The organism is Faecalimonas sp. LCP19S3_D12 (genome assembly GCF_052121495.1).
Lineage (GTDB): Bacteria > Bacillota > Clostridia > Lachnospirales > Lachnospiraceae > Faecalimonas.
Genome location: NZ_JBQKED010000004.1, coordinates 51,127 through 72,900 on the forward strand (window position 1 = coordinate 51,127; position 21,774 = coordinate 72,900).

Genomic DNA, 21,774 nt, shown 5'->3' on the forward strand with positions numbered 1-21,774 from the left:
ATGACAAAAAGAAAAAGAATTGCGAACTGTATGATTGCCGGAGTGCTTTCACTCAGCTTTATCATGCCGACATATGCAACGGATTTATCCGATGCGCAACAAAAGGCACAGCAATTAGAAGAACAGAAAAAGGCTGCCGAATCAGAGAAGTCTTCTCTGGCGGAACAATTGAATACTATTGTGGCAGATATGAAAAAGTCAGAAGAGGACATGACAAAAAAAGAGTCGGAGATTGAAAAGGCTGAAGAAAATCTTGTCAACGCAAAGGTAGATGAGCAGAATCAGTATGAAAGCATGAAAAAAAGAATCAAGTACATTTATGAAAATGGAAGTTCTGAATTTTTAGAGATCATGCTGGAAGCAAAAGATATGGCAGACTTTTTGAATAAGGCAGAGTATGCCACAAAGATGTCTGAGTATGACAGAGATATGTTGAAAAAATTCCAGAAGCTTGTAAAGAAAGTGGAGGAAGAAGAAGCAAAATTAAATAAAGAATATGAAGAGCTACATACACTTCAGGCGAGTCTCACAGAAAAGCAGACCGAAGTGGAAAAACTTTTAACGGAGAAAGCTTCGGAGCTTGCCACCATTGAATCCGAAATGACAGAGGTGCAGGGGCTGATTACAGCGGCAAAAGAAGCGGAGCGAAGAAGACAGGAAGCAGAAGAGGCTGCTAGGCAGAAGGCACAACAGGAGCAGCAGAACAGTGGGAACTCTGGAGGTACTGCGGGTGACTCTGTTGTGAGCGGAAATGGCTTCTTCACACATCCTTGTCCTGGTATGAGTTACCAGTCAAGTTACTTCGGAGAAGTACGTGAGGGAATTGGTGATTCCAGACCTCACAAAGGACATGATTATGCGGCGGCACCGGGGACTCCAATCTATGCGGCAGCAGCCGGAAAAGTGACGACTGCAGGATACAGCAACTCTGCCGGATACTGGGTTGTTATCAATCATGGCAATGGACTTGTGACAAAATATATGCATATGTGGCAGATGCCGTATGTATCTACAGGTCAGACAGTAGAAAAAGGGCAGAATATCGGAGGCGTAGGTACGACAGGACAATCGACTGGAAATCATCTGCATTTTCAGGTGGAATTAAATAATGTTCCGGTGAACCCGTCAAATTATATGTAAGAAGGTATATTGGTGAATGGAAAAGAAAAATAGCTTTTTAAAAGGGGCACTTTGCGGTGCCCTTGCTATGTTATTAGCGGTAGCATTTGTAGGAGGCGGCTACTTTGTCTATAAGATATCTAGAAATGACAAAGTTGTCACGATGGGGACTGAAAAGAAATTGGAAACGCTTCGTGACTTGATTGATGAAGTCTATCTCCATAGCGATGAAGTGTCAGATGACGAATTGAAAGAGTTTTTGATCAAAGGATATGTAAGTGGTCTTGGTGATCCGTATTCTGTTTACTATGACAAAGAAGAAACGGACAGTCTGTTTGAGTCAACAGAAGGAAAATTTAGTGGGATTGGCGTTTCAATCACGCAGGATTCTGAGACAGGAGCCATGACATTTGTGAATGTGTACGAAGAAGGAGCCGGAGCAGAAGCCGGATTTCAGGCGGGAGATATTCTCTATAAAATCGATGGAGAGGATGTAACCGGTCAAGATCTCAATAATGTTGTTGCCAAGATTAAAGGTGAAGAGGGAACACAGGTAGAGATTACAGTTCTTCGTGGTGAGAATATGGAAGAGTATACGGCGACAGCGACGAGAAAACTAGTAGAAGTACATACAGTTGAACATGAGATGAAGTCAGATGGAATCGGTTATATCAGAATTACAGAATTTGATTCCGTAACTTATGATCAATTTGCTTCTGCCTTAGAAGACCTAGAGAATCAGGGAATGACAGGACTTGTCATTGATCTTCGTAACAATCCGGGAGGAAATCTCGACACGGTTTGTGACATTCTTGATTTGATTTTGCCGGAAGGAACTATTGTTTCTACGAAAGACAAGAATGGAGAAGGAGAGACTTACACATCAGATGAGGAACATAAGCTGGAGATTCCACTGTCAGTGCTGACAAATGGCAACAGTGCCAGTGCATCTGAGATTTTTGCGGGGGCAGTTCAGGATTATGGGGTTGGAACACTTGTTGGAACAACTACATTCGGAAAAGGAATTGTACAACAGATATTCCCATTGACCGATGGAACAAGTATTAAATTGACCATTTCCGAATATTTTACACCGGAGGGAAGAAATATTCATGGGACAGGGATTGATCCAGATGTGGAAGTAGAATATGAATACAATAAGGAAGAGCCGGAGGCAGATAATCAGCTGGAAAAAGCAATTGAGATTGTGAAGGAAAATGGAATGTAAATTTTGCATTCCATTTTTTTTGCCTCTATGATAGAATAAAAGTAGTATGTAATTTTATGCTCAAATCTAGAAGAAAGGATGAAAACATAATGAAAATTTTGATTCAAAATGGACATGTGCTGGATCCGGAAAATAAAACAGAGGGGATATGTGATATCCTTGTGGAAGACAAAAAGATTGTAAAAGTGGCAGAACATATTACAGATACAGCAGATAAGATAATTGATGCAAAGGGCTGTTATGTGATGCCGGGATTTATTGATTTGCATGTGCATCTGCGAGATCCGGGATTGGAATATAAAGAGACGCTTAAGACAGGGGGGGATGCGGCTGCAAGAGGTGGTGTCACGACAATCTGTGCGATGCCGAACACAAAACCTGTTATTGATACAGAAGAGAAAGTGAGACAAGTGCATGAAAGGGCAAAAAAAGAGTCCAAAGTGCATGTGATACAGCTCGGCGCGATTACGGTTGGACAGGCAGGCGAGGAGCTCGCAGATATTGTCGGAATGGCAAAAGCAGGATGTCACGCAATCAGCGAAGATGGAAAATCTGTGATGAATGCATCTTTGTACCGCAAGGCGATGAAGATTGCAAAAGAACAAGGAATTGCGATTTTTGCACACTGTGAAGATATCACAATGGTGGAAGGCGGAGTGATGCACGCCGATAAGAAGGCAGAGACACTAGGTCTGAAAGGAATTACGAACGCGGTGGAAGATGTCATTGTGGCAAGAGATATTCTTCTTGCGAAAGAGACTGGGGTGAGGCTGCATCTTTGTCATTGCTCGACAGAGGATAGTGTCAAACTGGTGAGGGCAGCAAAAAAAGAGGGCTTGCCAGTCACAGCAGAGGTGTGTCCGCATCATTTTACAATGACGACAGAGGATATTACAGAAGATCATGGGAACTTCAAGATGAATCCGCCGCTTCGAGGAAAAAGTGATGTGGAAGCGCTGAAAGCAGGACTGAAGGAAGATATTATGGATGTGATTGCTACAGATCATGCACCGCACTCAGAGGAGGAAAAAAATAAGTCTATGAAAGAGGCAATGTTCGGTATCGTAGGGCTTGAGACAATGGCAAGTCTGACTTACACGGAATTGGTGGATACCGGAATTCTGACACCAATGCAGATGGCAGAAAAGACAAGCTATTACCCGGCAAAGATTTTAGGCTTGCAGGACAAGGGAGCAGTTGCGGAAGGAAAGATTGCGGATCTCGTGATTTTTGATCCGAACAGAGAATATATAATTGACAAAAATACATTTTTCTCAAAAGGGAAAAATACACCATTTGACGGTTGGAAAGTGAAAGGTGATGTGCGCTACACATTGGTGGACGGCACTATCGTATATGAAAATACAGCATACTAGGAGGAATGAAAGATGATTAACAAGTTAGTAGAAAATATTAAAAAGACAAAGGCGCCGATCGTAGTTGGTCTGGATCCAATGCTCAATTATATTCCGGAGCAGGTGCAAAAGAAAGCGTTTGCAGAATTTGGAGAGACATTGGAAGGCGCTGCGGAGGCAATCTGGCAGTTCAATAAAGAAATCGTGGATAAGACATACGACCTGATTCCGGCAGTCAAACCACAGATTGCAATGTATGAGCAGTTTGGAATTCCGGGACTAGAAGCATTTAAAAAGACAGTGGATTATTGTAAAGAAAAAGGACTTGTTGTCATCGGTGACATCAAACGTGGTGATATTGGTTCTACATCAGCAGCATATGCAGTCGGTCACCTTGGACGTGTGCAGGTGGGAAGCAAATCATATGTGCCGTTCGACGAGGATTTTGTGACAGTGAACCCATATCTTGGTTCGGACGGGGTGAATCCATTTATCGATGTGTGCAAAGAAGAAAAGAAGGGACTCTTTATTTTAGTAAAGACATCGAATCCGTCAAGTGGAGAATTTCAAGATCAGTTGATCAATGGAAAACCATTGTATGAATTGGTAGGAGAAAAAGTGGCACAGTGGGGAGAAAGCTGCATGGGCGACGAATACAGCTATATCGGAGCTGTTGTAGGGGCAACTTATCCGGAGATGGGAAAAGTACTTCGCAAAGTAATGCCAAAATCTTACATCCTTGTTCCAGGATACGGAGCGCAGGGAGGACAGGGAAAAGACCTTGTTCATTTCTTCAACGAAGATGGACTAGGAGCAATCGTAAATTCTTCACGTGGAATTATCGCGGCGTACAAACAGGAAGCATATGCGAAATTTGGCGCAGAGAATTTTGGAGAGGCTTCAAGAGCAGCTGTTGAGGCAATGGTGAAAGATATTAATGGAGCGCTCGAGAGCAGATAAGGAGAATGGAAGATGGCAGCGAGAAAGAGAGAGACAGTTACAGTTGTTTCACAGGAACAGCTGACAGACGGAATTTTTAGTATGTGGATTCAGACGGAAGCTGCAAAGACTGCAAGACCGGGACAGTTTATTTCCATGTATACAAATGACGGAAGCAAGCTGCTTCCAAGACCGATCAGTATCTGCGAGATTGATGCGGAAACATCGAAACTTCGTGTTGTATACCGTGTGACAGCAGAAAAGACGGGGACAGAGCAGTTTTCGAAGATGAAAGCGGGAGATACACTTCCGATTATTGGACCTTTGGGAAATGGTTTTCCATTGGAAGCAGGAAAAGGGAAACGAGCATTTTTGATGGGTGGCGGTATTGGAGTTCCGCCGATTTTGGAGCTTGCAAAACAGCTTGACTGTGAGAAGCAGATTATAATGGGATATCGTGATGCAGATACATTTTTAAAAGAGCAGTTTGAGGAAAATGGAACTGTCTATATCTCCACAGAGGATGGAAGTGTCGGAACAAAAGGAAATGTCATGGATGCAATCCGTGAAAATGGACTTCAGGCGGATATCATCTATGCATGCGGTCCGACGCCAATGCTTCGGGCAATCAAGCAGTACGCAGAAGAAAATAGCATTGAATGTTATATTTCTCTGGAAGAGAGAATGGCGTGCGGTATCGGGGCATGTCTCGCGTGTGTATGCCAGTCAAAAGAAAAGGATCACCACAGCAATGTAAATAACAAGCGCATTTGCAAGGACGGTCCGGTATTCCTGTCTACGGAGGTGGAGATCTAATGAATATGAAAGTAAATATTGCAGGTGTAGAGTGGAATAATCCGGTTACAGTGGCATCCGGTACATTTGGTTCGGGGGCAGAATTTGCAGAGTTTGTTGATTTGAACAGACTTGGAGCTGTCACGACAAAAGGAGTTGCAAATATTCCTTGGGCGGGAAATCCGACACCGAGAGTGGCAGAGACATACGGTGGAATGATGAATGCAGTAGGTCTTCAGAATCCGGGGATTGAATTGTTCTGTGAGAGAGATATTCCGTTTTTAAAACAGTATGACACAAAGATTATCGTGAATGTGTGCGGAAAATCTACAGAAGATTACTGTGAGGTTGTGGAACGTCTCGCAGACGAGGATGTAGATATGCTGGAGATCAACATTTCCTGTCCAAATGTCAAGGAGGGTGGAATCGCATTTGGTCAGAATGCGAAAGCGGCAGAAGAGATTACAAAAGCGGTAAAGAAATATGCAAAACAGCCGGTCATCATGAAATTAAGTCCGAATGTGACTGATATTGCGGAGATGGCGAAGGCGGTGGAAGCTGGAGGCGCAGATGCAATTTCTCTGATCAATACACTTACTGGAATGAAGATTGACATTAACCGTCGCAAATTTGTGCTCGCAAATAAGACAGGCGGAGTGTCAGGACCGGCGATTCATCCAATCGCAGTCCGCATGGTATATCAGGCATTCCATGCGGTAAAAGTGCCGATCATCGGAATGGGAGGAATCGCAAATGCGGAGGATGCAATCGAGATGATCCTTGCAGGAGCAAGCGCAGTCTCTGTCGGCACAGCGAACTTCCATAATCCATCTGTGACGATGGAAATTGTAGATGGAATTCAAGATTATATGAAACGATATGGATTTACCTCTGTGAATGAGATGGTTGGACTGGTAGACTAATTGTAGTGTGAAGAAAGAAGGGATACAAGATGGATAACCAATATAAAGGACTGGGGATTACTTCGATGGTACTTGGGATTGTCTCTATTCTTTTGTGCTGGACGGTGGTGATGTCCGGATTATGTGCAGTTGTGGGAGCAGGACTTGGGGTTTATTATCTTTCTAAGAGAAAACAGGAACGTGGATTTGCGATTGCAGGGATTGCGACATCTGCATTTGGAATGATTTTATCTGTATTTGTGGTTGCTATGATTTTGATTGCAGGTACGATGGAGACCCATGTTCCTTCCATAGAAGAACAGACTCCGTATTATGAAGAACAGCCATATGACGATTTTTTTAATGATTATTATAATGACTTCTTTTACGATGATGATACGAATCAATATCGAGATTTTTTCTAAATAGAGTGTGATAAAAATGCAAAGATGCAATCCGAAGCAGATAGAAAAACCATTACATGAGATTAATTATTATACGGATAAAGGGTTTCCGATTGAGATGTACACGGTAACGCAGGGGAATATTGAACCATCGGGAAGAGGATATATGGACTTGCACTGGCATGAGGAACTGCAGTTTACTGTTGTGACAAGCGGAAAGCTCAAACTGAGAGTAGATGGGAAATTATATACGCTGGATGAAGGGGATGGGATTTTTATCAATCGAAATCTTCTCCATATAACGACAGAGATTAGCGATAGAGGCAGATATCTCAGTTTTAATTTTCCAGACAAGGTAGTATCTTTCTTTTCAGGGAGTGCTATGGAGGAGAATTTTGTGCTTCCCTATGTGGGCAATTACGGGATACCGGTAGTTGAATTTAAAAGGACAACGTCATGGCAAAAGGAGATACTGGATACTCTGCTAAAGATGGAGATCCTGTTTAAAAGAAGAAGAGAGAAAAGACAAGCTGTTGGAAGAGAAGAATATCAGATTGCAATAAAAATTGTGGAGATATGGTATATGATGATCTGCAATATAGAAAAAAATGGAAAGAAAATTTCAAACAGCTATATTAGAAAGCAGGAACGGATACAGGCGATGTTGTCTTATATCCATAATCAGTATATGCATCCGATGTGTCTGGCGGATATTGCGCAGGCAGGGAATGTCAGTGTTGGAGAATGCTGCAGAGGATTTAAGGAAGTTGTCTGCAAAAGCCCGAACGAGTATCTGGCAGAATACCGCATATTGAGAAGCAAAGAGTTGCTAAGAGGGACGGAACTATCGGTAACGGAAGTTTCCGGGGCGGTTGGATTCAACACTGTGAGCCATTTCATTCAATGTTTTAAGAAAATGACCGGTGTTACTCCAAAAGCTTATAAAAATATGAAATGTTAAGATATTAATATTTTTTGTTAAGGTTTTGGTAGTTCTTTTTACTCGAAAATGCTAAGATGTCCTTATCAAAGACCAGCATTAGAGAAAGGGGAACTAAGATGATATATATTAGTGATATTTATACAACAGCACCGACGGATGATCGCGTAGCAACAGAAAAAAAGGTGTATCAGATACTGGATAAACTGAAAATTTCTTATGAGAGAGTCGACAATGATGTTGTGGAGACGATGGAAGAGTGTGAGGAGATTGACAAGGCGCTTGGAACAGAGATTCGAAAAAGTATTTTCTTGTGCAATAAGAAAAAAACGAGTTTCTTTTTGGTCGTGCTTCCGGCAAACAAATCTTTGGATACGAACACATTGAGTAAAAAAATCGGAGTACCGCATCTTTCATTTGCATCAGGAGAACTGATGGAAGAGCATCTTGGAACGAAACCGGGATCTGCGTCTGTCATGGGATTGATCAATGACGAAGACGATTATGTTCAATTGATTGTGGACAAAGAAGTTGCACAGGAAGAATGGTTCGGCTGCAATCCGGGGATTAATACAAGTCATTTGAAAATGAAGACAGAAGATTTGTTGAATAAATTTTTGCCACAGATCAGACATAAAGCAAAGATTATGGAATTGTAATAGAATAAAGAATTAGACCAGCGGGTATTCATGGTAAGATGGATGGTCGCTGGTTTTATGACTTTTCTTCTTTTCCCTCAATGAGATATTCGTAAGAGACATGGAAAATCTCCGTAAGAGCTTTTAATTCCACATCTGTGACATAACGTTTGTTTGTCTCAATTCTGGTGATTACATTTTTATCCATATCATACCCATTCAGTTGAAGCTGATAGGCTAAGAGTCTCTGTGACATATTGTGCTGGCGGCGAAGTTCTATGAGCCTTTGGCTGATCAGATTTTTCTCCCCAGTGGATGTTCGCGGCTTTGGCATATTTCTAATCCTTCCTGCAAATAGTATGAGCAGATTTGTCTCATTTTTTGCATTTTTTCTATTAATTTTACATGGAATTAGTAATATGATTGGTTATAAAACTGAGACAAACAGAAATGCCAAAGACTACAATATTTGATGAAGTAAGAGGAAAAGGGAAACTTTAAGGAGGTTAATCCTTAAGTTTCCTTTCACTTTTCCAGAAGTTCACATGTTCCACATTCGGTGCATGTTGAATCAGCATGGAATCTTTATTTGAACAATTAGAGTAGTTTGCCAATTTTTAGTAAGCTCATCGTATAGCAGAGGACTTGAAAGGTTACAAAACTTGCAGGTCCTTTTGTCTGTTATTGGCGTTAGGCTTGAGATAGAGTGTTTCTTTTTCCAGTTCTTTCTGTTGTATAGAATGAGATTCTGCTGTATGCTCACAGGCAAGATTAGATAAATTGCTGAATAATTAAGTTGTAGAGTAAGAAAAAGGACTATGTGACATTTTTTCGTACATTTTTAAGGGAGTTCCTCAATTGAAATAACAGGAAATATATGATAAAATTGAAAAGATTTAATAGTTCTTTTCCCGATTTTGCTAGGAAAGGAGGCAGTGATGGGTAAATCACTTAACGGGAAAGAATTAGGGAATCGTATATCTCAAAAAAAGATGGATTATATCAGATCCCCTTTACATTACATACGCTGTTCTTGGAAATGGAAAAGTTTGAGAAAAAGTGTAAAAAAGGTGTAAAAATGGTGCAGTAGGGGATAAAGCATAGAAAGTAAGGGCGTAAAAAACCCGTAAATACGGAGGTTTAAGAGATATGGAAAGTTATAAGAAAGAATTTATAGATTTTATGGTAGAGAGCAAAGTGTTGAAGTTCGGAGAGTTTACTTTAAAGAGTGGAAGAAAGTCTCCGTTTTTTATGAATGCAGGTGGATATGTAACAGGTTCTCAGCTGAAAAGACTCGGAGAGTACTATGCAAAAGCAATCCATGATAAATATGGAGATGATTTTGACGTGCTGTTTGGACCTGCTTACAAAGGAATTCCGCTTAGTGTTGTGACTGCAATTGCATACAGTGAGTTATACGGAAAAGAAATTCGCTATTGCTCAGACAGAAAAGAAGAGAAAGATCACGGCGCTGATAAAGGAAGTTTTCTTGGCAGCAGTTTAAAAGACGGTGACAGAGTTGTGATGATCGAGGATGTGACAACATCTGGAAAATCTATGGAAGAGACTGTGCCGAAAGTAAAAGGTGCCGCTGATGTGGAAATTGTTGGATTGATGGTGTCCTTAGACCGCATGGAAGTCGGAAAAGGCGGCATAAAATGTGCATTGGAAGAAGTAAAAGATCTGTATGGATTTGAGACAAATGCGATTGTGACAATGGCAGAAGTAGTTGAATATCTGTATAACAAAGAAATCAATGGAGAAGTTATTATTGACGATACATTAAAAGCGGCAATTGACGCATATTATGAACAGTACGGAACGAAATAAGGAGGCGAGATTGCATGGTAGAAAAAGCATATCGATCAATGAAAACAGTAGGTGCCGGAAATATCGCACTAGGGATTATCATGGCTGTTGTAGGTGTGACAGCAGGAATTTTAACGATTATCGGAGGCGCCCGTCTACTGCGGAATAAGCAGGAATTGACATTTTAACCGGAAAGGGAATTGTTTTGGACGCAAGAAAGAAAAGACGATTACGTATATTAGGGAAAATTTTATTTGTATTATACATTTTATTTGTGTTCTATTTTTTGATCTTTTCTGACTGGTATGGACGCACTGGTGAAATGCAGGAGTACCATTATAATTTGGTTTTGTTCAAGGAGATCAAGCGATTTTGGAATTACAGAGGACAGCTTGGAGCGTTTGCAACATTTACAAATTTATTTGGAAATATTGTCATTTTCCTGCCATTTGGATTTTTTATGCCGATGGCGAGCAAATACAGAAGTTTTTGGGCAACTGCAGCGAACAGTCTGGCTTTGAGTCTTCTGGTCGAGACATTTCAACTGCTTACGAAAGTGGGATGTTTCGACGTGGATGATCTGGTGTTAAACACGTTGGGGGGAATATTAGGCTATATCACATTCATGATATGCAATACGATAAGGAGAAGATACAATGCGAAAAGAAAAGGAAAAAAATAAGGCAAAAGAAAGGAAAAAAAGAGCCAATCGCAAATATGGACAGGCAAAGCTGAAACACTCTAAAAAAGGGATACAATCCTGTGTGATCGCGGGAATTGTATTGGTGGCATTGGCTGCAATGATTGTGATTGCATACATCAGTGCAGGGACTGCGGCACCTTACATCGGAGGACTGGCACTTGTCACTCTTATTCTTACAGTGGCGGGGGGCGTGCTTGCAGTGAGAGGGCTGAAAGAACGAGAGAAAAACTATCTTACATGTAAGATAGGAATTGGTTGCAACATATTCTTTATCATTGCATTTATTGCTATTTTTTGCAGGGGGCTATTTTAAATGAAAGAAATCAATGAACAGATTATAGAGCGGTATATGCTTTCAATAGAAAGAATCCGCAGAATCACAGAAGAAGAGACGACAGAAGTTTTATATAGAGACTATTTTCGGAAAGTATCCGAATTTATTTTGAAGATCAATGAGATTCGGGAACGTATGCAGGACAAGCCATTTGAACAGTGTACGCTCGACGAATTAAAAAAAGAGAATGAAAGTATCTATGTAGATGTTGTGGGAGACCAGTACGATACAAGTTATGCGAATCCGGCATATGCGGTTTCTCTGTTTGGAGAAGAAATCGGACAGCTTTTGAGTTTTTTATACACAGAGCTTCGCGGGGAGATCGCTTATATGTATGAGCAGCAGGTGGAATATCTTGCAATCTGCAACGAATTATTTATAGAGATATATAATTGTTTTGAGGGGACATTGGCACCGGATTACAAGGAACTCAAAGAGATTGTTTACTGGTATGCGAGTGATTACTGTGATGTATTTGTCGCTGACAGAATCGAAGAACAGTTGAATCCGGAATGCTCGTTTGCCGCAGATATCGTGACAAAAAGTAATTTAAACGATTTGCGTTATCTGTATCAGTATGGCGAATATGTGTCTGAGAATGAGTGGAAGACAGCGGAACATTTGAATGCACTTCCACAGAAGACGATTGATCAGATGGCTGATGTATACACAGAAGGATATCGAATTGGATTCGTCAATGCGGGGATCGATCTGTCGAAAAAATCGGTTGTAAATATTCGCTATACACTTGGATTTGAGCGGGTAATCAAAAAAGCAATTGAAAATTTTGAAAAGATGGGACTAAGACCGACAATCTATCGGGCAGCAGTCAGTGTATTGACAAAGCGACAGCACTATAAAGTAGGATATTACGGAGCAATTGCAAATAAGCAGTATGAGTATGATCACAGACAGGATCAGGGGCTGTTTTTGGATAAGAAGTTCATGGAGAGAAAGCTCGATGTCATGAAAAATGCCTACGAGAAGTACAGAGAGCTTGCAGGAGAACATGCGGGACCGGCTGTTATGGAGATATTCGGTGAAGAGCCGTTTGTACCGGTGCAAAAGCCGGAGTCAGTCGTGCTCACAGAAAAGCAGGAAAAATTATCGGTGCTGTTTGACAGTAAATCCGGACAGCTTACGAATCAGTATATCAAAGGGGATGAGCGCAGTTTTACGATTGTCGCTTATCCGGTGCCGGAGATTGGAGCACAGTATAAAGAGATTTTTGATGAAGTCATTCGCATCAATACGTTGGATGCGAACGTCTATAAAAACGTACAACAGGCTTTGATCGATGCGCTGGATAAAGGTGAGTATGTGCATATTCTTGGGAAAGATAAAAATGAGACTGACTTAAAAGTACAGCTTTATCGTTTGTCAGACCCGGCAAAAGAGACCATTTTCGAAAACTGTGTGGCGGATGTCAATATTCCAGTCGGAGAAGTATTTACTTCGCCGGTACTGGAGGGGACAAACGGAGTGCTGAATGTAAGTAAAGTATATCTCAATGAATTGCAGTACCGTGATCTGAAGATTACATTTGAAAATGGAAAGATTACAGAGTATACATGCAGCAATTTCGAGGACGAGGAGCAATCGAAAAAGTATATCAAAAGCAATATTCTTCATAACCATGATACGCTGCCGCTTGGAGAGTTTGCCATCGGAACGAATACAACTGCGTATGTTGTGGCAAAGAAATATCAGATTGAGGACAAGATGCCGATTCTGATCGCAGAAAAGATGGGACCGCATTTTGCTGTGGGAGATACATGCTATAGCTGGAGCGAGGAGAATAAATTGTATAATCCGGATGGAAAGGAAATTGTTGCGAAAGATAATTCAGTTTCAATACTTCGGAAAGAAGATGTGTCAAAAGCGTATTTCCAATGTCATACTGATATCACAATTCCGTATGAAGAGTTAGAAGAGATTGCGGTTGTAACCGAAAAAGGAGAGCGCATTGTGTTACTGAAAGACGGTCATTTTGTGCTGTCTGGAACAGAGATTTTGAACGAGCCGCTGAAGGAAGCGGGTGTGTAGAAAAGATGATAGAACCATATTTGTGATAAGCATTTATAATTATTCTTAACAAGTGGAGATGTTGACATCCTGGAAATGTATTAGTAAAATAACTTATAAATAGTGGAATATTTATTTTGATTACTTATAAATGAGACAAAGGAAGGAGAACAATTATGCCAAAGGTAGGAATTGTAATGGGTAGCGATTCTGACATGAAAGTAATAAGCAAAGCAGCTGACATGTTAGAAAAATTTGGAGTGGAATATGAGATGACCATTATCTCAGCACACCGTGAGCCGGATGTTTTTTATGACTATGCGAAATCAGCAGAAGAGAAAGATTTTAAAGTCATCATTGCGGGAGCAGGGATGGCAGCGCATCTTCCGGGAATGTGCGCGGCGATTTTCCCGATGCCGGTAATTGGAATCCCAATGTCAGGCAAGAATTTGGAAGGGGTAGATGCACTGTATTCAATTGTTCAGATGCCGCCTGGAATTCCGGTAGCAACTGTGGCAATCGATGGAGGTGCCAACGCAGCGATTTTAGCAGCAAAGATTCTTGCAACATCTGATCCTGAGCTGTTGGAGAGACTGAAAGCCTACACAAAAGAAATGAAAGAAACGGTACAGGCAAAAGCAGCAAAATTGGACGAGCTTGGACACAAAGAATATTTGAAACAAATGTAGAACACATATTGGAGGAAGTAAGATGGATTATAAGAACGCAGGCGTAGATATTGAAGCTGGTTACAAATCAGTAGAATTGATGAAAAAACATATTCAGCAGACAATGAGACCGGAAGTGCTGACAAATATCGGAGGATTTTCAGGAGCTTTTTCTATGGAGAAATTCAAAGATATGGAAAAACCAACTCTTGTATCCGGAACTGATGGTGTCGGAACAAAGTTAAAACTTGCTTTTATTTTAGATAAACATGATACAATTGGTATCGACTGTGTGGCAATGTGTGTGAATGATATTGCCTGTGCAGGCGGAGAACCATTATTTTTCTTAGACTATATTGCCTGCGGAAAAAATGAACCGGAAAAAATTGCTACAATCGTAAGCGGTGTCGCAGAAGGATGTAAACAGTCAGGCGCTGCGTTGATTGGTGGAGAGACTGCAGAAATGCCAGGTTTCTATCCAGTGGATGAATACGATCTTGCAGGATTTGCAGTTGGTGTGGTAGATGAAAAAGATCTGATCACAGGAAAAGAATTAAAAGACGGAGATGTGCTGATCGGTATGGCATCTTCAGGTGTTCACAGCAATGGATTTTCTCTGGTAAGAAAAGTGTTCGATATGAAAGAAGAGGCATTGAAGAGAGAATATGATTCACTTGGATGCTCGCTGGGCGAGGCATTGCTTGCTCCAACAAAAATTTATGTGAAGTCACTTCGCACAATCAAAGAATCTGGTGTGAAGATCAAAGCCTGCAGTCATATTACAGGTGGTGGTTTCTATGAAAACATTCCACGTATGCTCTGTGATGGGATGCACGCGATTGTAAAAAAAGACAGCTATCCGATTCAGCCAATCTTTAAGATGTTAGCAGTGGATGGCGATATTGAAGAGACTATGATGTACAACACATTCAACATGGGACTTGGAATGATTCTTGCAGTTGATAAAGAAAATGTAGATAAGACATTAGAGGCAATCAAAGCAGCCGGCGAGGACGGATATGTAGTTGGTCATATTGAAGCCGGAGATAAAGGAGTTACTTTATGTTAAAAGTAGTTGTGCTGGTTTCCGGAGGCGGAACGAATCTGCAGGCGATTTTGGATGCGGTAGACAGCGGTGCGATCACGAACACAGAGATTGTGGGCGTAATCAGCAACAATAAGAATGCATATGCTTTACAGAGAGCAGAGGAAAAGGGAATTCCGAATGTCTGTGTCTCTCCGAAAGCGTTTGCATCGAGAGCAGAGTTTAATCAGGCATTGTTAGATACCGTGGATCAGTTTCAGGCAGATTTACTGGTACTTGCAGGATTTTTGGTTGTCATTCCGGAAATGATGATTGAAGCTTACAGAAACCGTATTATCAATATCCATCCATCTTTGATTCCAGCATTTTGCGGAACTGGGTATTATGGTTTGAAAGTGCATGAGGCGGCACTTGAAAAGGGCGTAAAAGTCGTTGGAGCTACTGTGCACTTTGTGGATGAAGGAACCGATACCGGTGCGATCATTCTTCAGAAGGCTGTGGAAGTAAAACAGGGAGATACTCCTGAAATTTTGCAAAGAAGAGTGATGGAGCAGGCAGAGTGGAAAATTCTCCCACAGGCAATTGACCTGATCGCAAATGGGAAAGTGAAGGTTGTAGATGGCAAGGTAATGATAGAGGAAGAAGCATAGGAGGTCGCAATGAAAGTATTAATTGTTGGAAGCGGCGGAAGAGAACATGCGATTGCATGGAGTGTGGCAAAAAGTGATAAAGTAGAGAAAATTTATTGTGCACCTGGGAATGCAGGGATTGCACAGTATGCAGAATGTGTTGCAATCGGTGCGATGGAGTTTGAAAAATTGGCAGCTTTTGCAAAAGAACATGAAGTAGACCTTACAATTGTCGGAATGGATGATCCGCTTGTAGGTGGAATTGCAGATGTGTTTGAAAGCGAAGGATTAAGAGTGTTCGGTCCTCGTAAAAATGCGGCTATTTTGGAAGGGTCCAAAGCATTTTCAAAAGATTTGATGAAAAAATATAATATCCCGACAGCGGGATATGAAAACTTTGATGACGCAAAGAAAGCGCTTGCGTATCTTGAGACAGCGAAGTTCCCAATCGTGTTAAAGGCGGACGGACTTGCACTTGGAAAAGGTGTACTGATCTGCAATACATTGGAAGAAGCAAAAGACGGAGTACAATCCATTATGCTGGACAAGCAGTTTGGAACAGCAGGAAACACGATGGTCATCGAAGAATTTATGACTGGCCGTGAAGTGTCGGTACTTTCTTTTGTGGATGGAAACACGATCAAGACGATGACATCCGCGCAGGATCACAAGCGTGCACTGGATGGAGATAAAGGTTTGAACACAGGAGGAATGGGAACATTTTCTCCAAGCCCGTTCTACACAAAAGAAGTAGAAGAGTTCTGCAATAAATATATTTATCAGGCAACCGTAGATGCGATGAAAGCAGAAAGAAGAGAATTTAAGGGAATTATTTTCTTTGGATTGATGTTGACAGAGGATGGACCGAAAGTATTGGAATACAATGCAAGATTCGGAGATCCGGAGGCACAGGTTGTACTTCCTCGTATGAAAAATGATATCATCGAAGTTGTGGAGGCATGTATTGACGGAACATTAGATCAGATTGATCTTCAGTTTGAAGACAATGCAGCTGTGTGTGTTGTGCTTGCATCAGAAGGATATCCGGTGAAGTATGACAAAGGACTTCCAATCAGTGGACTGGAAGAATTTGAAAAACACGACGGATATTATTGTTTCCATGCGGGGACAAAGTTTGATGGAGATAGGATCGTGACAAACGGCGGACGTGTTCTCGGGGTGACTGCAAAAGGAAAAGATTTGAAAGAAGCACGCGAAAACGCTTACAAAGCGACAGAGTGGGTGCAGTTTGCAAACAAATATAAGAGAAATGATATCGGAAAAGCGATAGATGAAGCGTAACTCTTTGATGGGGACGAAGTTTTTATAAAACTTCGTCCTTGCTTTTTCCGGAGATGATACTGTCTGAGAGTCAAAATAAAATAGAAAGTTGACAGAAGCAGGCGAATGCTATAATATCTATATAACAATCAGAAGAAAAAAGGTGAAAAAGATGCTTATAGAAATTGATTTTAACAGTGATGAAGCGATTTATATTCAATTGCGTAATCAGATTATCATGGGGATTGCTACGTCTCAGATACAGGAAGGAGATACACTTCCTTCCGTGAGACAATTGGCGGAAAATATCGGTATTAATATGCATACAGTGAATAAGGCGTACAGTGTGCTGCGAGAGGAAGGTTTCCTGCAGCTTGACCGAAGAAGAGGAGCCGTAATTGCGCTTGACATTGATAAGATACGGGCGATGGAAGACATGAGAAGATATCTGCGCGTGGCACTTGCCAAGGCGCATTGTCATAATATTACAAAGGAAGATATCTACGAGCTGGTAGATGAGATTTATGAAGATTATAAATAGGTAGCAGGAGGAGATAGATGCAGAAAGATTTTACAAAACAGGCTGCGAAGGTATTAGAGACAGCAAGGGTGCTAGCAAAAAAATGGAACCATCCATATGTGGGGACAGAGCATCTGCTGCTTGCTTTGAGAAGAGAATTTACAGGTGTTGCAGGGCAGATTCTTGCGGCTAACAAAGTGGAAGAAGAAAAGATTACAAAAGTGATCGAGGAACTGATTTCTCCGGGAACTGAGATGCAGACGAAAAGAACATTGGAGTTCAGCCCGAGACTGGTATATCTTTTGGATAATGCGCTTTTGGAAGCAGTGCGATTATCTTCTGAGAAGATAGGAACAGAACATATGCTGCTTGCCATGTTAAAAGATGTAGACTGCGTGGCAACAAGAACACTGGTGACATTGAATGTCAATCTTGGCAAAGTGCAGGAGGGAATCTTGGAAGTCATCGGAGTGAATCCGAGAGAATATATGGAGGAGACCAGAGAGGAGAAAAATGGTCGTAACAGTGTACTTGCACAGTACAGTACAGATTTGACGGCGCAGGCAGAAGAAGGAAAATTAGATCCGGTGATTGGAAGAGAGTCTGAGATAGAAAGACTGATGCAGATTTTAAGCAGACGGACAAAAAACAATCCGTGTCTAGTGGGAGAACCTGGTGTTGGAAAGACAGCAATTATCGAAGGGCTGGCGAACCAGATTGCAACGGGGATTGTGCCGGATGGCATGAAAGATAAACGGATTGTGACGCTGGATTTATCAGGAATGATAGCGGGATCCAAATACCGTGGAGAGTTTGAGGAACGGATGAAACGATTGATCCGGGAAGTGAAATCTGCCGGAAATATTATTTTATTTTTAGATGAGGTGCACACGATGATTGGCGCAGGAGGCGCCGAAGGTGCGATTGATGCATCAAATATTCTGAAGCCATCTCTTGCAAGAGGAGAACTGCAGCTGATCGGGGCGACGACAATTGTGGAATATCGGAAATACATTGAGAAAGATGCTGCTTTGGAGAGACGCTTTCAGCCGATCACAGTGGAAGAACCGACGAATGAGCAGTGTGAACGTATTTTAGAGGGAATCAAGGGAAAATACGAGAGTCATCATCATGTGACAATTGAGGAAGGTGCGTTAAAAGCAGCGGTGACTTTGTCAAGCCGTTATATCAATGACCGTCATCTTCCGGATAAGGCGATTGATGTGCTTGACGAGGCGTGTTCGAAGGTAAGTCTTGCCGGATTTAAAGTACCGGACAGCCTGACAAGACTGGAACAGACATTGCAGGAAATCTCACTGGAAAAAGAAGAAAAGATTAAAAATGGAGATTTTGCAGAAGCATCACTGCTGCACAAAGAACAGGAGAGTGTGGAAAAAAAATTAGAGAGTGTGAAAAGACGTTTTCATTCGAACAATGCAAAGCGGAACCTGGTTGTCACTGAGGCGGATATCGAAGCTGTTGTATCCTCCTGGACGAAAATTCCAGTGCAGAAGCTGGCAGAGACAGAAAGCGCAAGATTGAAAAAGCTGGAGCAGACGCTGCATAAAAGAGTAATCGGACAGGAGGAAGCGGTGAGTGCGGTTGCAAGAGCGGTGAAACGTGGGCGTGTCGGACTAAAAGATCCAAAGCGCCCGATAGGTTCGTTGTTGTTTTTAGGTCCGACAGGAGTCGGAAAGACAGAACTTTCCAAGGCACTGGCAGAAGCTTTGTTCGGCGATGAAAATGCGATGATTCGCGTAGATATGTCAGAATATATGGAAAAACACAGTGTATCGAAGATGATTGGCTCACCACCGGGGTATGTAGGTCACGACGATGGCGGACAATTGAGTGAGAAAGTTCGCCGAAACCCGTACTCAGTGGTACTGTTTGATGAGATTGAAAAGGCACATCCGGATGTATTTAACATTTTATTGCAGGTGCTGGATGACGGGCATATCACAGATTCGCAGGGAAGAAAAGTAGATTTTAGAAATACAGTCATTATTATGACTTCCAATGCAGGGGCAAAAGCAATTGTCGATCCGAAGAAATTGGGATTTGTAACAAAAGAAGATGCCGCCGGCGATTATAAAAAGATGAAGGCGAATGTGATGGACGAGGTGAAATTACTGTTCCGTCCGGAATTTTTGAACCGAATTGATGAGATTATTGTATTCCATTCATTGACGATCGATCACATGAAAAAGATTGTTGGGTTGATGTGCAAAGAATTGATCAGACGTGTGAAGACCCAGATGAATATCACATTGACGATTCGGGATTCTGCAAAAAAATATATTGTGGAAAAGGGAAATGACCAGAAATATGGTGCAAGACCGTTGCGGCGTGCAATGCAGACGGAGCTGGAAGATAAGCTTGCCGAGGCAATATTAGACGGAGAGATTTGCGAAGGAATGGATGTGGAAGTGGGAGTATCTAAAAAAGAACTAAAATTTTTCACAAAAGACACAAAAAACTAGCAAAATAGTCTGATTTATTATATAATAGAAGTAGAAATTTTATACCATTTAGGAGGAAAAATAAGATGGCAGCAGTAAAGGACTTATTGAGAGCAGAGGCAGATGGGACACTTAGTTTTGGGGATTACACACTTGCTTCAAAGACAAAATTAGACGGATTTGAATTCCAGGGAGATTTATATAAAGTAAAGACGTTCAAAGAGATTACAAAATTAGAAAAAAATGGAATGTTTGTATATGAATCAGTACCAGGAACTGCTGTAGAACATTTTAAGATGACAGAAGACGTGCTTTCATTTGAGGTATCCGGAGCGGAGGATGCACAGTTTACAGTTGAACTGGAGGCGGACAGTAAATACGAAGTCTATATGGATGATGTGAGTGTTGATAAGATGACTACAAATTTAAGCGGAAAACTAAGCATCAGTGCTGAGCTGAATGAGAACAGCAGTGTGGAAGTAAAAATTGTAAGAAGATAATAGTTGGGTGAAATAGGTTGCGCCGAGGCGCAGCCTATTTTATAATATATAAATTTTGTTATTAAGAAAGGAAGTCATATGGCAAAAGGAAAGAAGAGTGTTTTTTTCTGTCAAAACTGCGGACATGAAGAGAACAAATGGCTTGGGCAGTGCCCAATGTGCAAAGAATGGAATACGTTTGTGGAAGAGCCGGTCTCTTTTTCAAAGTCTGCTTCTGCAAAGCAGATAAAAGATGCGGAAGTGGTGGCTCTAAAACATGTGGAGACTGATCAGGAGGAACGAATTAAAACAAAGATAGAGGAACTCGATAGAGTACTTGGCGGAGGAATTGTTCCAGGGTCTCTTTTGCTGGTGGGAGGAGATCCTGGGATTGGGAAATCTACCCTTCTTTTGCAGGTGTGTCAGAGACTGTGTGAAGATAAGCACCAAGTGCTTTATATATCAGGGGAGGAGTCACTCAAACAGATCAAACTCAGGGCAAATCGGATGGGAGAATTCACGGAAGATTTACTGCTCCTATGTGAGACAAATTTAGAGATTGTGAAAAATGTGATCCAAAAAAGAAAGCCGGAAGTTGTCATTATTGACTCAATCCAGACGATGTACAGTGAGGAGGTGGCATCTGCACCGGGCAGTGTGTCACAGGTTCGGGAATCGACCAATGTATTTATGCAGTTGGCAAAGGGACTTGGAATATCCATTTTTATTGTAGGACATGTGACAAAAGAAGGAACGGTTGCAGGACCCAGAGTGTTGGAACATATGGTGGATACCGTTCTCTATTTTGAGGGAGACAGGCATGCATCCTACCGAATTTTGCGAGGTGTGAAGAATCGTTTTGGGTCCACGAATGAAATCGGTGTGTTTGAGATGAGACAGAATGGACTTGTGGAAGTGGAAAATCCATCAGAATTTATGCTGAACGGAAAACCGGAGAATGCATCCGGATCGGTTGTGGCGTGTTCCATGGAGGGGACAAGACCGATTTTAATTGAGATTCAGGCGCTTGTATGCAGCAGTAATTTTGGGATGCCAAGGCGCACTGCAGCAGGTACGGATTATAATCGAGTGAATTTGCTGATGGCAGTTTTGGAAAAACGAGTAGGAATACATCTGTCTAATTACGACGCATATGTCAATATCGCCGGGGGAATTAAGATGAATGAGCCGGCGGTGGATCTTGGAATTGTGATGGCGGTTGTATCAAGTTATAAAAATCAGCCGATTGATGAGAAGACGATTGTGTTTGGGGAGGTTGGTCTAAGCGGTGAGGTGCGTGCAGTCAACATGCCGGAGCAAAGAGTCGTCGAAGCAAAAAAACTTGGATTTACAACCTGTATTATGCCTGAAGTGTCAAGAGAGGTTGTAAAGAATATCAAAGGGATTAAGATTATCGGTGTCAAGACGATCAATGAGGCACTGCAAGTATTATGAACTAAAAAGGTGTGATTGTTGAAGTGCTGGCTTTCAACAATCAC

General features: G+C 41.6%; 23 protein-coding genes. 22 read left to right on the forward strand and 1 reads right to left on the reverse strand.

The annotated features are described in order from the left end of the window. The 9 genes from ACTQXY_RS02060 to ACTQXY_RS02100 all read left to right on the forward strand — a co-directional run bounded on the left by ACTQXY_RS02060 (window position 1) and on the right by ACTQXY_RS02100 (window position 8,341). Complete coding sequence (locus ACTQXY_RS02060; RefSeq protein ID WP_441658077.1) at window positions 1-1,140, forward strand: murein hydrolase activator EnvC family protein; 1,140 nt, start codon at window positions 1-3, stop codon at window positions 1,138-1,140. Window positions 1,141-1,156: 16 nt separating this feature from the next. Continuing rightward, window positions 1,157-2,347, forward strand: a complete 1,191-nt coding sequence (locus ACTQXY_RS02065; RefSeq protein ID WP_441658078.1) for a S41 family peptidase — start codon at window positions 1,157-1,159, stop codon at window positions 2,345-2,347. 89 nt (window positions 2,348-2,436) lie between these two features. Then, window positions 2,437-3,723, forward strand: coding sequence for a dihydroorotase (locus ACTQXY_RS02070; RefSeq protein WP_441658079.1), 1,287 nt, complete (start codon window positions 2,437-2,439; stop codon window positions 3,721-3,723). 12 nt (window positions 3,724-3,735) lie between these two features. Beyond that, window positions 3,736-4,662 (forward strand): orotidine-5'-phosphate decarboxylase, encoded by a 927-nt coding sequence (gene pyrF, locus ACTQXY_RS02075; RefSeq protein WP_441658080.1) that lies wholly within the window; start codon window positions 3,736-3,738, stop codon window positions 4,660-4,662. 12 nt (window positions 4,663-4,674) lie between these two features. Continuing rightward, window positions 4,675-5,457: an iron-sulfur cluster-binding protein gene (locus ACTQXY_RS02080; protein ID WP_441658081.1), complete on the forward strand. Its 783-nt coding sequence runs from the start codon at window positions 4,675-4,677 to the stop codon at window positions 5,455-5,457. Next, the gene (locus ACTQXY_RS02085; RefSeq protein ID WP_441658082.1) at window positions 5,457-6,359 is read left to right on the forward strand and encodes a dihydroorotate dehydrogenase; all 903 of its coding nucleotides are present in this window, start codon (window positions 5,457-5,459) and stop codon (window positions 6,357-6,359) included. The genes ACTQXY_RS02080 and ACTQXY_RS02085 overlap by 1 nt, the downstream gene beginning before the upstream one ends. A gap of 29 nt (window positions 6,360-6,388) precedes the next feature. Beyond that, window positions 6,389-6,763 (forward strand): DUF4190 domain-containing protein, encoded by a 375-nt coding sequence (locus tag ACTQXY_RS02090; protein WP_441658083.1) that lies wholly within the window; start codon window positions 6,389-6,391, stop codon window positions 6,761-6,763. A gap of 16 nt (window positions 6,764-6,779) precedes the next feature. Then, window positions 6,780-7,703, forward strand: coding sequence for a helix-turn-helix domain-containing protein (locus ACTQXY_RS02095; RefSeq protein WP_441658084.1), 924 nt, complete (start codon window positions 6,780-6,782; stop codon window positions 7,701-7,703). Between the two features lie 101 nt (window positions 7,704-7,804). Continuing rightward, window positions 7,805-8,341 carry a prolyl-tRNA synthetase associated domain-containing protein gene (locus ACTQXY_RS02100; RefSeq protein WP_118208339.1) on the forward strand — a complete coding sequence of 179 codons (537 nt, stop codon included), beginning with the start codon at window positions 7,805-7,807 and terminating at the stop codon, window positions 8,339-8,341. A gap of 55 nt (window positions 8,342-8,396) precedes the next feature. Here the strand turns inward: ACTQXY_RS02100 and ACTQXY_RS02105 are convergent, their stop codons facing one another. After that, window positions 8,397-8,654: a helix-turn-helix domain-containing protein gene (locus ACTQXY_RS02105; RefSeq protein ID WP_441658085.1), complete on the reverse strand. Its 258-nt coding sequence runs from the start codon at window positions 8,652-8,654 to the stop codon at window positions 8,397-8,399. A gap of 815 nt (window positions 8,655-9,469) precedes the next feature. On the opposite strand from ACTQXY_RS02105, the gene pyrE reads away from it, so the two are divergent. From pyrE to radA, 13 genes are all read left to right on the forward strand, one after another. Further along, window positions 9,470-10,150, forward strand: coding sequence for an orotate phosphoribosyltransferase (pyrE, locus tag ACTQXY_RS02110; protein WP_441658086.1), 681 nt, complete (start codon window positions 9,470-9,472; stop codon window positions 10,148-10,150). Between the two features lie 14 nt (window positions 10,151-10,164). After that, window positions 10,165-10,317: a hypothetical protein gene (locus ACTQXY_RS02115; protein WP_004613685.1), complete on the forward strand. Its 153-nt coding sequence runs from the start codon at window positions 10,165-10,167 to the stop codon at window positions 10,315-10,317. Between the two features lie 17 nt (window positions 10,318-10,334). Then, complete coding sequence (locus tag ACTQXY_RS02120; RefSeq protein WP_441658087.1) at window positions 10,335-10,811, forward strand: VanZ family protein; 477 nt, start codon at window positions 10,335-10,337, stop codon at window positions 10,809-10,811. Beyond that, window positions 10,786-11,145 carry a DUF6142 family protein gene (locus ACTQXY_RS02125; RefSeq protein WP_441658088.1) on the forward strand — a complete coding sequence of 120 codons (360 nt, stop codon included), beginning with the start codon at window positions 10,786-10,788 and terminating at the stop codon, window positions 11,143-11,145. Before ACTQXY_RS02120 ends, ACTQXY_RS02125 begins: the two co-directional genes overlap by 26 nt. Further along, entirely contained in the window at window positions 11,146-13,212 is a 2,067-nt protein-coding gene (locus tag ACTQXY_RS02130; protein ID WP_441658089.1) for an aminopeptidase, read from the forward strand. 155 nt (window positions 13,213-13,367) lie between these two features. Continuing rightward, window positions 13,368-13,880, forward strand: coding sequence for a 5-(carboxyamino)imidazole ribonucleotide mutase (purE, locus tag ACTQXY_RS02135; RefSeq protein WP_441658090.1), 513 nt, complete (start codon window positions 13,368-13,370; stop codon window positions 13,878-13,880). A gap of 22 nt (window positions 13,881-13,902) precedes the next feature. After that, window positions 13,903-14,928, forward strand: coding sequence for a phosphoribosylformylglycinamidine cyclo-ligase (purM, locus tag ACTQXY_RS02140; protein WP_441658091.1), 1,026 nt, complete (start codon window positions 13,903-13,905; stop codon window positions 14,926-14,928). Then, a complete protein-coding gene (purN, locus tag ACTQXY_RS02145; protein WP_004613691.1) occupies window positions 14,922-15,554 on the forward strand; it encodes a phosphoribosylglycinamide formyltransferase in 633 nt (210 codons plus the stop codon). Before purM ends, purN begins: the two co-directional genes overlap by 7 nt. A gap of 9 nt (window positions 15,555-15,563) precedes the next feature. Then, window positions 15,564-16,835: a phosphoribosylamine--glycine ligase gene (gene purD, locus ACTQXY_RS02150; protein WP_441658092.1), complete on the forward strand. Its 1,272-nt coding sequence runs from the start codon at window positions 15,564-15,566 to the stop codon at window positions 16,833-16,835. A 151-nt stretch (window positions 16,836-16,986) separates the two neighbouring features. Continuing rightward, a complete protein-coding gene (locus tag ACTQXY_RS02155) occupies window positions 16,987-17,355 on the forward strand; it encodes a GntR family transcriptional regulator (RefSeq protein ID WP_004613693.1) in 369 nt (122 codons plus the stop codon). Between the two features lie 17 nt (window positions 17,356-17,372). Next, window positions 17,373-19,817: an AAA family ATPase gene (locus tag ACTQXY_RS02160; RefSeq protein ID WP_441658093.1), complete on the forward strand. Its 2,445-nt coding sequence runs from the start codon at window positions 17,373-17,375 to the stop codon at window positions 19,815-19,817. A gap of 65 nt (window positions 19,818-19,882) precedes the next feature. Further along, window positions 19,883-20,296: a hypothetical protein gene (locus ACTQXY_RS02165; protein WP_004613695.1), complete on the forward strand. Its 414-nt coding sequence runs from the start codon at window positions 19,883-19,885 to the stop codon at window positions 20,294-20,296. 78 nt (window positions 20,297-20,374) lie between these two features. Further along, entirely contained in the window at window positions 20,375-21,730 is a 1,356-nt protein-coding gene (radA, locus tag ACTQXY_RS02170) for a DNA repair protein RadA (RefSeq protein WP_441658094.1), read from the forward strand. Window positions 21,731-21,774: the final 44 nt, after the last annotated feature.

Coding starts and splice junctions, on each gene's coding strand:
- ACTQXY_RS02060 (WP_441658077.1), top strand. CDS start 1: ATGACAAAAAGAAAAAGAATTGCGAACTGTATGATTGCCGGAGTGCTT.
- ACTQXY_RS02065 (WP_441658078.1), top strand. CDS start 1,157: ATGGAAAAGAAAAATAGCTTTTTAAAAGGGGCACTTTGCGGTGCCCTT.
- ACTQXY_RS02070 (WP_441658079.1), top strand. CDS start 2,437: ATGAAAATTTTGATTCAAAATGGACATGTGCTGGATCCGGAAAATAAA.
- pyrF (WP_441658080.1), top strand. CDS start 3,736: ATGATTAACAAGTTAGTAGAAAATATTAAAAAGACAAAGGCGCCGATC.
- ACTQXY_RS02080 (WP_441658081.1), top strand. CDS start 4,675: ATGGCAGCGAGAAAGAGAGAGACAGTTACAGTTGTTTCACAGGAACAG.
- ACTQXY_RS02085 (WP_441658082.1), top strand. CDS start 5,457: ATGAATATGAAAGTAAATATTGCAGGTGTAGAGTGGAATAATCCGGTT.
- ACTQXY_RS02090 (WP_441658083.1), top strand. CDS start 6,389: ATGGATAACCAATATAAAGGACTGGGGATTACTTCGATGGTACTTGGG.
- ACTQXY_RS02095 (WP_441658084.1), top strand. CDS start 6,780: ATGCAAAGATGCAATCCGAAGCAGATAGAAAAACCATTACATGAGATT.
- ACTQXY_RS02105 (WP_441658085.1), bottom strand. CDS start 8,654: ATGCCAAAGCCGCGAACATCCACTGGGGAGAAAAATCTGATCAGCCAA.
- pyrE (WP_441658086.1), top strand. CDS start 9,470: ATGGAAAGTTATAAGAAAGAATTTATAGATTTTATGGTAGAGAGCAAA.
- ACTQXY_RS02115 (WP_004613685.1), top strand. CDS start 10,165: ATGGTAGAAAAAGCATATCGATCAATGAAAACAGTAGGTGCCGGAAAT.
- ACTQXY_RS02125 (WP_441658088.1), top strand. CDS start 10,786: ATGCGAAAAGAAAAGGAAAAAAATAAGGCAAAAGAAAGGAAAAAAAGA.
- ACTQXY_RS02130 (WP_441658089.1), top strand. CDS start 11,146: ATGAAAGAAATCAATGAACAGATTATAGAGCGGTATATGCTTTCAATA.
- purE (WP_441658090.1), top strand. CDS start 13,368: ATGCCAAAGGTAGGAATTGTAATGGGTAGCGATTCTGACATGAAAGTA.
- purM (WP_441658091.1), top strand. CDS start 13,903: ATGGATTATAAGAACGCAGGCGTAGATATTGAAGCTGGTTACAAATCA.
- purN (WP_004613691.1), top strand. CDS start 14,922: ATGTTAAAAGTAGTTGTGCTGGTTTCCGGAGGCGGAACGAATCTGCAG.
- purD (WP_441658092.1), top strand. CDS start 15,564: ATGAAAGTATTAATTGTTGGAAGCGGCGGAAGAGAACATGCGATTGCA.
- ACTQXY_RS02155 (WP_004613693.1), top strand. CDS start 16,987: ATGCTTATAGAAATTGATTTTAACAGTGATGAAGCGATTTATATTCAA.
- ACTQXY_RS02160 (WP_441658093.1), top strand. CDS start 17,373: ATGCAGAAAGATTTTACAAAACAGGCTGCGAAGGTATTAGAGACAGCA.
- ACTQXY_RS02165 (WP_004613695.1), top strand. CDS start 19,883: ATGGCAGCAGTAAAGGACTTATTGAGAGCAGAGGCAGATGGGACACTT.
- radA (WP_441658094.1), top strand. CDS start 20,375: ATGGCAAAAGGAAAGAAGAGTGTTTTTTTCTGTCAAAACTGCGGACAT.